At 64.5% G+C, this 12,523-nt stretch carries 11 protein-coding genes and 4 pseudogenes; 10 read left to right on the forward strand and 5 right to left on the reverse strand.

What is annotated here, in order from left to right; genetic code table 11:
• Positions 1-53: 53 nt before the first annotated feature.
• Positions 54-446 carry a hypothetical protein gene (locus tag AB3X96_RS19670; RefSeq protein WP_368590979.1) on the reverse strand — a complete coding sequence of 131 codons (393 nt, stop codon included), beginning with the start codon at positions 444-446 and terminating at the stop codon, positions 54-56.
• Positions 443-814 (reverse strand): tlde1 domain-containing protein, encoded by a 372-nt coding sequence (locus AB3X96_RS19675; protein ID WP_368590980.1) that lies wholly within the window; start codon positions 812-814, stop codon positions 443-445. Before AB3X96_RS19675 ends, AB3X96_RS19670 begins: the two co-directional genes overlap by 4 nt.
• A gap of 369 nt (positions 815-1,183) precedes the next feature.
• Between AB3X96_RS19675 and AB3X96_RS19680 the strand changes: the two are divergent.
• The 8 genes and pseudogenes from AB3X96_RS19680 to AB3X96_RS19715 all read left to right on the forward strand — a co-directional run.
• Positions 1,184-1,306, forward strand: a pseudogene (locus AB3X96_RS19680) (UPF0280 family protein); the annotation flags it as partial.
• A pseudogene (locus tag AB3X96_RS19685) lies at positions 1,285-1,872 on the forward strand (amino acid synthesis family protein). The pseudogenes AB3X96_RS19680 and AB3X96_RS19685, both read left to right, overlap by 22 nt.
• A gap of 62 nt (positions 1,873-1,934) precedes the next feature.
• A pseudogene (locus tag AB3X96_RS19690) lies at positions 1,935-2,328 on the forward strand (amino acid synthesis family protein); the annotation flags it as partial.
• A gap of 142 nt (positions 2,329-2,470) precedes the next feature.
• Positions 2,471-4,423, forward strand: coding sequence for an ABC transporter permease (locus tag AB3X96_RS19695; RefSeq protein WP_368591069.1), 1,953 nt, complete (start codon positions 2,471-2,473; stop codon positions 4,421-4,423).
• Positions 4,420-5,232, forward strand: coding sequence for an ABC transporter ATP-binding protein (locus AB3X96_RS19700; protein ID WP_368590981.1), 813 nt, complete (start codon positions 4,420-4,422; stop codon positions 5,230-5,232). The genes AB3X96_RS19695 and AB3X96_RS19700 overlap by 4 nt, the downstream gene beginning before the upstream one ends.
• A complete protein-coding gene (locus tag AB3X96_RS19705; RefSeq protein WP_368590982.1) occupies positions 5,229-5,942 on the forward strand; it encodes an ABC transporter ATP-binding protein in 714 nt (237 codons plus the stop codon). Before AB3X96_RS19700 ends, AB3X96_RS19705 begins: the two co-directional genes overlap by 4 nt.
• Before the next feature lie 64 nt (positions 5,943-6,006).
• Positions 6,007-6,219, forward strand: a pseudogene (locus tag AB3X96_RS19710) (cytochrome c); the annotation flags it as partial.
• 95 nt (positions 6,220-6,314) lie between these two features.
• Positions 6,315-7,523, forward strand: coding sequence for an ABC transporter substrate-binding protein (locus AB3X96_RS19715; RefSeq protein ID WP_368590983.1), 1,209 nt, complete (start codon positions 6,315-6,317; stop codon positions 7,521-7,523).
• A 96-nt stretch (positions 7,524-7,619) separates the two neighbouring features.
• Here the strand turns inward: AB3X96_RS19715 and AB3X96_RS19720 are convergent, their stop codons facing one another.
• On the reverse strand, positions 7,620-7,871 hold the full coding sequence (locus tag AB3X96_RS19720; protein ID WP_176125892.1) for a hypothetical protein: 252 nt from the start codon (positions 7,869-7,871) through the stop codon (positions 7,620-7,622).
• Positions 7,872-8,065: 194 nt separating this feature from the next.
• On the opposite strand from AB3X96_RS19720, the gene AB3X96_RS19725 reads away from it, so the two are divergent.
• The gene (locus AB3X96_RS19725; protein WP_368590984.1) at positions 8,066-8,590 is read left to right on the forward strand and encodes a DUF6496 domain-containing protein; all 525 of its coding nucleotides are present in this window, start codon (positions 8,066-8,068) and stop codon (positions 8,588-8,590) included.
• Between the two features lie 100 nt (positions 8,591-8,690).
• Here AB3X96_RS19725 and AB3X96_RS19730 read toward each other — a convergent pair whose 3' ends face one another.
• A complete protein-coding gene (locus AB3X96_RS19730) occupies positions 8,691-10,019 on the reverse strand; it encodes an aspartate aminotransferase family protein (RefSeq protein ID WP_368590985.1) in 1,329 nt (442 codons plus the stop codon).
• Between the two features lie 187 nt (positions 10,020-10,206).
• On the opposite strand from AB3X96_RS19730, the gene AB3X96_RS19735 reads away from it, so the two are divergent.
• A complete protein-coding gene (locus AB3X96_RS19735) occupies positions 10,207-11,622 on the forward strand; it encodes a PLP-dependent aminotransferase family protein (RefSeq protein ID WP_368590986.1) in 1,416 nt (471 codons plus the stop codon).
• 21 nt (positions 11,623-11,643) lie between these two features.
• Here AB3X96_RS19735 and AB3X96_RS19740 read toward each other — a convergent pair whose 3' ends face one another.
• A complete protein-coding gene (locus AB3X96_RS19740) occupies positions 11,644-12,267 on the reverse strand; it encodes a LysE family translocator (protein WP_368590987.1) in 624 nt (207 codons plus the stop codon).
• Positions 12,268-12,523 lie beyond the last annotated feature (256 nt).

The following is a 12,523-nucleotide window of genomic DNA, read 5'->3' on the forward strand; positions in this document are numbered from 1 at the left end:
CGATGTTGGTTGGCCACCTGTCGCATGGCAGTGTTTCATGGATTCAAAGGCCCTCACTCGATCTGCTTGAACATTCTGTCAGCCTCGACTCTTGACGGCAAATGCCTCGAAACCACAAAGACTTCTACGGCGCTCATTGAGCATTCAAATTCGCCAGCGTCGTTCACAGCAATCACCTTGACCTTGTCTCCGTTTTCTTCGTGGAAGGTAATGTGATAGACCTCACGCCGTAACTGTTCGCCATCTTCCGATTTTCCAATTTTCTCGGACGCCAGTTGCACCGCTTTTGTTTTCGTGTAGTCGATATTGCCGAGCAGGCCAGCTTTTTTTAGTCTCCCCTCGGCTATGTTGGTCGGCCACCTGTCGCATTGGGGTTCTGGTTGAGATTGCGCCACGCATAACAACGCGGGAAGGGATAGCAGCAGGGCTACAAGAGCGCGCTTCATGGATGTTCCACCCTAAGCATTCTGTCGCCACTGTTCCAGATTTTCTTCCGATATTGCAGATGCAGAACAATACAGCTATTGGATGCGTTGCCGGGGTCAGTCTTGCTGTCGCCGTGGATCATGAAGCCGTCGCGCCCGCCCAAGCTCGTTCCCGCAACAGGGTTGAGCCGCATCGAAGACGGTCCAGTTTTATGGTGCGGAAACGGTGCCGTAATTTCATACAGACCGACGGGGATCGGTCCAAGGTCGCGGACATACTGGCTATCGTGTTTGTTCTTGTGTATGCCCTTGCCTGCATATCCGTCATCGGTAATGAAGTCATCATCGTGATACAGCTCGCCGCTCGCGTGTTTGTAAATCCACACCATTGTATTTTCCTCATTGGTTGTACGAACCAACGATTACATCAGACCAACTGGTTGAACACAATTTTTAAGATATGCGTCAGTTTGATCTGCATCCCTGTATCGAGCCGGCAGAGGCGAGCGCAAACGGTCGCGAAAGATCACGGCAAATACGAGTTTGGGGGATACCTTCGGAAATGGGCGAAAGCCGCAGCAAACGAAAGACGCAAAACAAGAACGCTTGTTGTCGTTGTGAATGAATGTGCGCCGTTCGGGATTGATATCGAAGGAATCTGCACGGCGTTCGCGAATTCGGCGCGCCGATATTTTTCTATGCACGTCGATGCGGTGCGCTCGTTGGAGAGCGTGCTGGCGAGTGAGCCGACGCACACGGAAGGCGCCGCGCTGTTCCGGCAAGGACGGGCGCGGGTCGCAGGCATCGACGATTCGTGCGCGTTGTCCGCCCCGCGCGCTTCACTGACAACGGAGGCTCAGTGTTCGAAATACGCCGCGTGCGGACGCACGTCGAAGACATCTTCCACGAGTTCGGCCCCGCACCCGCGCAACCGCTCAGTCGAGGCGCGATCGCCGCGGTGATGACGAATCCGTTCGCGGGCCGCTACGAGCCGAACATCGAACCCGCCATGGAAACGCTGAAGCCGATCGGCTTCGATATGGTGCAGCGGCTGCTCGCGGCGATGGCGGTGCCGCATGCGTCGATCGAGAGCTATGGCAAGGGCGCGATCGTCGGCGCGCGCGGCGAGCTCGAGCACGGCGCTATGGCACGTGCCCGGCGGCTACGCGATGCGCAAACTGCTCGAAAAGCACGGCGTGCCGACCAACGCGATCGTGCAGTCGACGAAGAAAGTCGGCGCGCCGTCCACCGCGATCGAGGTGCCGCTCGCGCATGTGAACGCGAGCTACGTGCGCAGCCACTTCGACGCGATCGAGGTACGCTTGCCCGGCGCCCCGGCCGCCGACGAGATCGTCTACATCATCGTGATGAGCACGGGGCAGCGCGTGCATGCGCGGGTGGGCGCCCTCGCGAACGGGCGATTGTCGGCAAGTATGGCTTGCGCTGAAACTGAAGCGGTGCACACCAATTCACAGCAAACCGCAATGCAACGAACCTCGGAGAGCAGAAATGGCAATCAGGCCTCGCAAGCTGATCGTGCAGGCAGACCGTCGAGCCGCCCGCGTGGCGTGCGGTCGCGATTGCGGTGAACGATAATGCGTATGCGGGACGCTACGAGGCGAAGCTCGACGCGCTAATCGAAGCCTGCGAGGAACTCTGCGCGCTGCTCGGCAAGCGCTGCGTCGAAATGATCGGCATCGCGCCCGGCGAGGCGCAAAGCTACGGCAAGTTGGCGATCGTCGGCGAGGCGGGCGAGCTCGACCATGCGGCCGCGATCCTGCATCCGGAGCTCGGCGCGCCGCTGCGCGCGGCGGCCGAGAAAGGCGCGGCTCCGGTGCCGTCGGCGAAGAAGATCGGCACGCTCGGCACCGCGATCGACGTGCCGCTCGCCCACAAGGACGCCCTTCGCTTGTTGCGCGGGTTGTTTCGCTGGTAGTGTGCTGCCTTTGACGCGGGCGCGCATGGTGCCGCCCGCGCTGCAACGTCCGTCGATCGGGCCGCAGCGCATGTCGCGCGCGCCGTTCGGCGAGCTGCCGAGGGTCACGATGCTTTCGAATCTGCTGGTACAACTGGTCAATGGACTCGCCGACGCGTCGACGCTGTTTCTGGTCGCTGCCGGTTTGTCGTTGATCTTCGGCGTGACGCGCATCGTCAACTTTGCGCATGGCTCGTTCTATATGTTCGGCATCTACGTCGCGTACAGCGTCGCGAGCCGCTTTGGCCAAACCGCGGGCGGCTTCTGGCTGTCGGTGCTGGCGGCCGCGCTCGCGGTCGCGGTGCTGGGCGCGCTCGTCGAAATCGCGGTGCTGCGGCGTATCTATCAGGCGCCCGAGCTGTTCCATCTGCTCGCCACCTTTGCGCTCGTGCTGATCTTTCGCGACGCCGCGCTCTGGCTTTGGGGCCCCGACGACCTGTTCGGTCCGCGCGCGCCGCATCTCGCGGGCGCGGTCGACTTTCTCGGCCATCCGCTGCCCACTTACGACATCGCACTGATCGTGATCGGTCCCGTCGTCTTGCTGCTGCTGTGGTACGCGTTGACGCGCACGCGTTGGGGCACGCTGGTGCGCGCCGCAACGCAGGATCGCGAGATGCTCGGCGCGCTCGGCATCAATCAGGCATGGCTGTTTACCGGCGTGTTCTTCATCGGCGCGTTTCTGGCGGGACTGGGCGGCGCGCTGCAAGGGCCGCGCATGTCGGCGAACCTGTCGCTCGATCTGGAGACGATCGGCAACGCGTTCGTGGTCGTCGTGGTCGGCGGCATGGGTTCGATTCCGGGCGCGTTCATCGCGGCGTTGCTGATCGCCGAGATCAAGGCGCTGTGCATTGGCATCGGCCATGTGACGATCTTCGGCGTCGGTTTGTCGCTGAGCCGCTTTACGTTGGTGGCCGAATTCGTCGTGATGGCGGTCGTGCTGGTGGTGCGGCCTTGGGGGCTGCTCGGCCGCGCAAGTGCCGCGGTGCGCGCGATGGGTGCGCCGGAAGCGCCATTGCGTCCCGCGGGCAAGCGTCTGAAGTGGCTCGCCGCCGTCGTGTTGCTAGTGCTCGTTCTGGCGCCGCTCGCGGCCAACGCGTTTCCGTATATGCCGGTGCTGCTCGTCGAAATCCTGATCGCGGTGCTGTTCGCGACGAGCCTGCATTTCATCATGGGCCCGGGCGGTCTGCATTCGTTCGGCCATGCCGCGTACTTCGGACTCGGTGCATACGGCGCGGCGCTGTTTCTCAAAGTGCTGAATCTGCCGATGGAAGCCGCGTTGCTGCTCGGGCCGCTGCTCGCGGTGGTCGGCGCGCTCGTGTTCGGCTGGTTCTGCGTGCTCCTGTCCGGCGTCTATCTGGCGATGCTGACGCTCGCGTTCGCGCAGATCGTCTGGTCGGTCGTGTTCCAGTGGGACGATGTGACGGGCGGCAGCAACGGCATTCTCGGACTATGGCCGTCGAACTGGCTGTCGTCGCCGGTCGCGTTCTACTACCTGACGCTAGCGTGCGCGGTGCTCGGCGTGGGGCTGTTGCGCCGCATGCTGTTCTCGCCGCTCGGCTACGCGATGCGCGCGTCGCGCGATTCCGCGCTGCGCGCCGAGGCGATCGGCATCGACGTGAAGCGCGTGCAGTGGGCGTCGTTCGTGATCGCGGCGTTGTTCTGCGGACTCGCCGGATCGCTGTACGCGTTTTCGAAGGGCAATATATCGCCCGAAGTGATCAGCGTGAGCCGCTCGGTCGATGGCCTCGTGATGGTGCTGCTCGGCGGCTTGCAGACCTTGAGCGGGCCGATCGTCGGCGCGGCCGTGTTCACGTGGCTGCAGGACACGGTCGCGCGACAGACCGACTACTGGCAGGCGCTGCTCGGCTTCGCGATCCTGCTGCTGGTGATCGCGTTTCCGCAGGGAATCGTCGGCTTCATTCGCGAGCGTTTCGGCGACACGAACGACGATCAGGCCGATAAGTCCAACGGCGGCGCCGCGTCGCCATCGCAACGGACCGCCGCGGTCAAGGAGGGCCTATGAGCCTGCTGCGCGTGAGCGGTCTGTCGCGATCGTTCGGAGGACTGAAGGCGGTCGATGACGTTTCGTTCGAGCTCGAAGCCGGTCAACTGCTGGCGCTGCTCGGCCCCAACGGCGCGGGCAAATCGACCTGTTTCAACATGGTCAACGGTCAGTTGCAGCCGTCGTCGGGATCGATCCTGCTCGACGGTCATGAACTCGTCGGCATGCGGCCGCGCGATATCTGGCGGCGCGGCGTCGGCCGCACGTTCCAGATCGCCGCGACGTTCAACTCGATGACGGTGCTTGAAAACGTGCAGATGGCGCTGGTGTCGCGCGAAAAAAAGACCTTCGGTCTCTGGAAACCAGCGGGCTCGCGCTATGCCGACGAAGCGTTCGCGCTGCTCGAACAGGTCGGCATGAGCGAGCACGCGAAACGCGCGTGCGGGGTGCTCGCGTATGGCGACGTGAAGCGCGTCGAACTCGCGATCGCGCTCGCGAACCGGCCGAAGCTGCTGTTGATGGACGAACCGACCGCCGGCATGGCGCCGAAGGAGCGCAACGAATTGATGGCGTTGACCAGGCGTTTGGTGACGGAACACAAGATCGGCGTGTTGTTTACCGAGCACAGCATGGACGTCGTATTCGCACACGCCGACCGGATGATCGTGCTCGCGCGCGGCAAGCTGATCGCCGAAGGCGACGGCGATACGATCCGCAACGACCCGCGCGTGCAGGAAGTCTATTTCGGCACGGGCAAGATGTTCCGGCCGCACGCGGCGCTGCAGCACGCGGACGGCAATGCGCAGAATGGCCGCGGAGCGCAGCAATGAGCGAACCGATGCTGAAAGTCTGCGGCCTCAATGCGTTCTACGGCCGCGCGCACATCCTGTTCGACGTCGACCTCGAAGTCGGCCGTGGCGAAGTGGTCGCGCTGATGGGCCGCAACGGCGCCGGCAAATCGACGACGATGAAAGCGGTGATGGGACTGCTGCCGCACCGCCACGGCGAAGTCACGTTTCGCGGCCAGAACATCAGTGCGCTTGCGCCGTACAAGATCGCGCGCATGGGCGTCGGCTTCGTGCCCGAGGACCGCCGCGTGTTCGCGGATCTGTCGGTGATGGAGAACCTCGACACCGGCCGCCAGCCGCCGCGCGAAGGCGCGCCGCAATGGACGCCAGAAAAGCTGTTCCGCCTGTTTCCGAATCTCGGCGAAATGCCGAAGCGCCCCGGCGGCCAGATGAGCGGCGGCGAGCGGCAGATGCTGACCGTGTCACGCACGCTGATGGGCAATCCGTATCTGGTGTTGCTCGACGAACCGTCCGAAGGCGTCGCGCCGGTGATCGTCGAGCAGATGGCGAACATGATTCTCGAACTGAAGCGCGAAGGGCTATCCATTCTGCTGTCGGAACAGAATCTGCACTTCGCCGAGTTGGTCAGCGACCGCGCGTATGTGCTCGAAAAAGGGCAAATCCGTTTCAGCGGCACGATCGGCGAGCTCGCACGGAACGAAACGGTGAGGCGCGCTTATCTGAGCGTGTGAATTCATCCGGTAATGTCGGCGGAAGGATAGGCCGATGGCGCCGGCGATTGGCGAACGCGCGGCGCCGGACAACCTGATTCGCGTGACTCTCGACGGCATCGGCTCGCCTGCGCGGCCCGAACTCGGTACGATGCCGGCTTACCGCGATAGTTTGAACGACGCCCAGGTCGCCGAGCTAGTGTCGTACCTGCGCGCGCAGTTCGTGGGCGGCGAGCCGGCATGGCCGGTCGTCGCCGCGAACGTGGCCAGAATCCGCGCGGAACCGCGCGAGCAATGAGCCGCCGCGGCAGGTGCGCAGGTCCGCGCGCTTGCCCGTCCGCCCGTTCGCACGTCTGACAAAACCCACCATTCCTTTTTGATTCGGAGTAACGCATGACCACGCGCGCAGGATGGATCTCTCGCCTCATGGTGTCGACCGTGTGCTCGTTTGCCGCGCTCGGCGCGAGCGCCGAGCAGACCATCAAGATCGGCGAGATTAATAGCTACAAGGCGCAGCCCGCCTTTCTCGGGCCTTACAGGCAAGGCTGGAATCTCGCGCTCGAGCAGGTGAACGCGGCGGGCGGCGTGCTCGGCAAGCAGCTCGAAGTGATTTCGCGCGACGACGGCGGCAACCCCGGCGACACGATCCGCGTCGCGCAGGAGCTGATCGCGCGTGAGCAGGTGCAGCTGCTGTTCGGCGGCTTCCTGTCGAACACCGGCCTCGCGCTCGCCGACTTCGCGAAGCAGAAGAAGATCTTCTTCCTCGCCGCCGAACCGCTGACCGACAAGATCGTCTGGGCCGATGGCAACAAATACACGTATCGTCTGCGTCCTTCGACCTATATGCAGGTCGCGATGCTGGTGCCCGAGGCCGCGAAGCTGAAAAAGAAGCGCTGGGCGATCGTGTATCCGAACTACGAGTACGGGCAATCGGCGGTGGCGACCTTCAAGAAGCTGCTGACGGCCGCTCAGCCGGACGTGCAGTTCGTCGTCGAACAGGCGACGCCGCTCGGCAACGTCGACGCGGGCGCCGTGACCCAGGCGATCGCCGACGCGAAGCCGGACGCGATCTTCAACGTGCTGTTTGCCGCCGACCTCGGCAAGTTCGTGCGCGAGGGTAATACGCGCGGGCTCTTCAAGGATCGCGCGGTGGTGTCGCTCTTGACCGGCGAACCCGACTACCTCGATCCGCTCGGCGCCGAAGCGCCGACCGGCTGGATCGTCACCGGCTACCCGTGGTATTCGATCGATACCGCCGCGAACAAGCAGTTCGTCGACGCGTATCGGGCCAAATATCACGACTATCCGCGGTTGGGCTCGGTGGTCGGCTATTCGGCGCTGATGTCGATTGCGGACGGCATCAAGAAGGCGGGTTCGACCGATGCGGACAAACTCGCCGCCGCGTTCAAGGGGCTCAACGTGCAGACGCCGTTCGGTCCGATCACGTACCGCGCGCAGGACAATCAGTCGACGATGGGCGCGTATGTCGGCGTGACCGGCGTGAAGGACGGCAAGGGTGTGATGACGTCGTACCGCTATGTGGATGGCGCGAGCGTGCAGCCATCGGACGCCGAGGTGAAAAAACTGCGGGCGGCGGATTGAGGACGCGGCGCGCGGCGGTCCGTCGTGACTGCCGCGAGATAGCCGCGTGACTGTTGGTAAAGGCGTTTCAGCAGCGGCTTCTGCCGCCGGTGAAACCTACTCTTCCGCGTCGTGCTCCATGACGAAGCGCTTCAGATAAGCGAGCACGGCCGCTTCCATCGCGCGATGATCGGCGGTGTTTTTCGAGCCCGCGTTTTCTTCATCGCCGAACAGGGTGGACGGCGCGTTGTGCACGTCCACTTCCTGCCCCTCGCGAAACACGCGAATTTCGTGGACGTCTTCGACGTACTCGGCGATCCAGTGCACGCCCTCGATATGTGCGCCAGCGCGAACCGTAACTATCTTCATGGCTGTCTCCGTGCAAGCGGTCGATTTGAGTCGGCGCCTCGGCGCTGACTCCCGTCCCATGTCCACAACCATACGCCGTCCCGCCGACGCACGCGAGTCCCGCCCGTTACTGCCGCCGGACCAAGACGCGGATGGGCGTTGCGGCACGCTCGTTGCTGAACCATAAGAGCCTCACCCACAACCGGAGAACCGTCATGCCAGAGCAGAAAACCTTGAAGCGTGCCGCGGCCGATAAACGCGCGGGCAAATCAGCGAGTACCCAAGCGGGAGAGTTCGTCAAGGAACAGGTGGACAAGGTCCGCGCCGGCAAGCACGGCGTGCGCTCGCCGAAGCAGGCGATCGCGATCGGGCTGTCCGAGGCGCGGCGCGCCGGTGTCGACCTGAAGCCGCCGAAGAAGGGCGCCACGAGCGAGGCGACCCGCAAGAAAGCGCAGAAGGACAGTGCGGCGGGCAAGCAAGTCGGCGCTGCGAAGAAGAGCGCGAGCAAGGAGTCGAGCGCTAAACGCTCGCGTGTGTCGGAGAGCGTGCTCAAGCGCGAGAGCAAGGCCGGGGCGTCGTCGGCGGCGATGTCGAAGCAGGCGAAGTCGGCGGCGGCCAAGCGGCCTGCCGCGAGCCGCTCGGCCGCAGCCAAGAAGGCCGCGGCGACCAAAGGCGCGGCTGGACGCTCCGCTGCCGCGAAAAAGGCCGCGCAAACGCGGGCGGCGCGCGCGCATCACTGAGCTCGCGGCTCGCACAGCGGCGGCAATAGAAAAGAGCGGCGCACGCATGGGCGTGCCGCCGCTCTTTCGTTGTCGCCCGCTGGCGGGCTTGCCCGCCTTCTTACTGCACCGTCGCCAGCACCTCGCCAACCGTGCGGAAGAGCCGCGCGATCTGCTCTTCGTCGATGATCAGCGGCGGCGAGAACGCGAGGATGTCGCCGGTGAAGCGGATCAGCACGCCCGCCTCGAAGCATTTGACGAACGCCTCATAAGCGCGCGCGCCCGGCGCGCCGTCGCGCGATTCCAGTTCGATGCCCGCGACGAGGCCGAGATTGCGCACGTCCTTCACATGCTTCGCGCCGCGCAGCCCATGCGCGGCGGCTTCGAACGTCGGCGCGAGGCTGGCCGCGCGCTCGAACAGCTGGTCGCGGCGGTACAGGTCGAGCGTCGCGATCGCGGCCGCGGCCGCGGCCGGATGCGCCGAGTACGTGTAGCCGTGGAACAGCTCGATCGCGCCCGGCGCGCCGCTGCCGACGACCGCGTCATGGATCGTGCGGCTCGCAGCGACTGCGCCCATCGGAATCGACGCGTTGTTGATCGCCTTCGCCAAGGTGATCAGGTCCGGCGTGACGCCGAAGTGTTCGCTCGCGGTCGCGTTGCCGAGACGGCCAAAGCCGGTGATCACCTCGTCGAAGATCAGCAGGATGCCGTGCTTCGTGCAGATCTCGCGCAGCTTCTGCAGATAGCCTTGCGGCGGAATCAGCACGCCGGTCGAGCCGGCCACCGGTTCGACGATCACCGCGGCGATCGTCGAAGCGTCGTGAAGCGCGACGATGCGCTCCAATTCCTCGGCCAGATGCGCGCCCCATGCGGGCTGGCCCTTCGCGAACGCGTTGTGTTCGAGGTTGTGCGTGTGCGGCAGGTGATCGACCGCCGGCAGCAGCGCGCCCGAGAACGTCTTGCGATTCGGTGCGATGCCGCCGACCGAAATGCCGCCGAAGCCGACGCCGTGATAGCCGCGCTCGCGGCCGATCAGACGCGTGCGCTGAGCTTCGCCGCGCGCGCGATGGTAGGCGAGCGCGATCTTCAGCGCTGTGTCGACCGATTCGGAGCCCGAGTTCGTGAAGAAAATGCGGTCGAGCCCTTCCGGCATCAGCTCGGCAACCTTCGCCGCCGCTTCGAACGCGAGCGGGTGGCCCATCTGGAAGGTCGGCGCGAAGTCGAGCGTCGACAGCTGCTGCGTGATCGCGGCGACGATTTCATCGCGGCTGTGGCCCGCGTTCACGCACCACAGTCCCGCGCAGCCGTCCAGAATCTCGCGCCCGTCGGTGCTTCGGTAGTACATGCCCTTCGCCGATTCCAGCAGGCGCGGCGCGGCCTTGAACTGGCGGTTGGCGGTGAAGGGCATCCAGAAGGACGACAGATCGTCGATGACGGGGCGCGAAGTCATGGCATCTCCTCGAAGTGGGTGTCGGTTGAGGGCTTTGAGCGTAGCCAAACTGTAGTCCTCGCGGTTTAATGGCGGCATAAACAGTTGACGAAGTGTGGTGCCAACTGTGCTGGTGGATTCGCGCGAACTGTCTCGGTAGGCGGAGCGGTCCACGCTTGGTCTTTTTTTCTGGTTTCTCGCCCAAAACATGATCGAACTGGACCTTCAACGCGACCGGCGTGCGGCGCCGACGCTCGTCGAACAGGTCGTGCAAGGCTTCGCGCGCGCGATCGATGCGCAATCGCTGCGCGCCGGCGCGCTGCTGCCGTCGGTGCGGCAGCTTGCGCAAAGCCACGCGCTGAGCACCTTCACGGTGACCGAGGCGTACAACCGGCTGGTGTCGATGGGGCTCGTGGTCGCGCGGCGCGGCTCCGGCTATCGGGTGGCGGCGCGCTCGCCGTCCGCGCGCGCGGCTGTCGCCGATTGGACGCCGCCGAGCCTGACCGCGACATGGCTGCTGTCCGACGTGTTCGCCGATCACTCGGTGCCGATCAAGGCGGGCTGCGGCTGGCTGCCGAGCGAATGGACCAACGAGAGCGGCCTGCAGCACTCGCTGCGTGCGCTGAGCCGGGTGCCGGCCGCGCGTCTCGGCGACTACGGCCATCCGTACGGCTTCGCGCCGCTGCGCGAGCGCATCGCCGAACAACTCGATCGGCGCGGGCTGCCGGTCGACGTCGCGAACGTGCTGCTCACGCAGGGCGCGACGCAGGGACTCGATCTGATCGTGCGCACGCTGCTGCGCGCAGGCGATGCGGTCATCGTCGAGGACCCCGGCTACTGCAACCTGCTGCAGATCCTGAAGCTCGCCGGGCTGGTCGTGCATGGCGTGCCGCGCACGCCGGCGGGCGTCGATACTGATGTTCTCGAAACGCTGGTCGCGCGGCACAAGCCGAAGGCGGTCTTCGTCAACACCACGCTGCAGAATCCGACCGGCGCGACCTTCGGCATGTCGGCCGCGTTCCGCTTGCTGCAGATCGCCGAGCGCGAACGCATCTGGGTGATCGAGGACGACGTGAGCCGCGAACTCGCGCCGGCCGGCGCGCCGCTGCTGGCGGCGATGGAGGGCTTGCAGCGCGTGTTGCACGTCGGCGGCTTTTCGAAGACGGTGACGCCGTCGCTGCGCTGCGGCTACGTGGTGGCCGAGCAGGCGGTGCTGCGCGAGCTCGCGCGCACGAAGATGGCGGTGGGACTGACGTCGTCGGAAACGATCGAGCGGATCGTCGACAAGGTGCTGGTGGAAGGGCGTTACGCGCGCCACGTCGAGATGGTCAACGAGCGGCTGAAGCTCGCGCACGTGGCACTCGAAGAACGGCTCGACGCGCTTGGGCTCGAGGTGTTTCATCGGCCGCGCGCGGGGCTCTTCATGCTGGCGCGTCTGCCGATCGAAGCGGAGCAAGCCGCCGAGGTCGCGACCGCCGCGCTCGCGCATGGCATCTGGCTCGCGCCGGGCTCCTACTTCCGTCCCGACGACGCGCCGAGCGCGTGGTTCCGCTTCAACGCGCCGTATTCGACCGACGACGCGTTGTGGCGCTTCATCGAGAGGGTCGGGCAGGGGGCGTGGTAGACGCGGCGGCGCGTCGGAAGCTCAGCCGCCGTGCCCGAACAGCTTCAGCGCGATCGGATACAACGATCCCACGAGCAGCAGCGCCATCGCGACGTTGAAGATGCGCAGCCGTTTCGGGTTCGACAGCACCTCGCGCATCGCCGTGCCGAAACCAGCCCACACGCAGATGCACGGAAAGCCGATCACATAGAACACCGCGGCCATTGCAACGGCGTTGATGCCGAAGCTGTTGCTCAGATGAATCGTCGTCGCGGCGGTCAGCACCATCATCCACGCCTTCGGATTGACCCACTGAAACGCGATTGCCTCGTGAAAGCGCATCGGACGGCGCTCGCCGTTCCTGAGCTTCAGCTCGCCCGACGTGCCGATCTTCCACGCCAGATACAGCAGATAAGCAACGCTGACGACTTCGAGCACCGTGTACAGCACGGGAAAGTGCACGAACGCTTCGCCGAGGCCGACGCCGACCGACAACATCAACAGCACCACGCCGACGCTGATGCCGGACAGATGCGGCAGCGTGCGGCGAAAGCCGAAATTGACGCCCGATGCGAGCAGCATCGTGTTGTTCGGACCGGGCGTGATCGAGGTGACGAGCGCGAACAGAATGCCGGCGGGCAGCGCGCTGAGAGTGACGAAAGACATGGGGGATGGGCTCCGGTGTCGCCAACAGAAACGGTGAAGCTCATTCTAGCGATAGGTCCCGGTACAGTACCTGTACGGTTTTGAAAATGGTGTCCGGTACGGATCTATGATGAATTGATGAGCGGACAACGCCGTTGCACGGCGTGTCGACACTCGGTAGTTAACATATGTTGCAAGTATTTTTTTAATGGCAACATATGTAGACGGCTGGCACAGCAGCCCGCCATCCATCAGGAACCTGCAGCACGATCGGAGA

Source organism: Paraburkholderia sp. BR13439 (assembly GCF_040948805.1).
GTDB lineage: Bacteria > Pseudomonadota > Gammaproteobacteria > Burkholderiales > Burkholderiaceae > Paraburkholderia > Paraburkholderia youngii.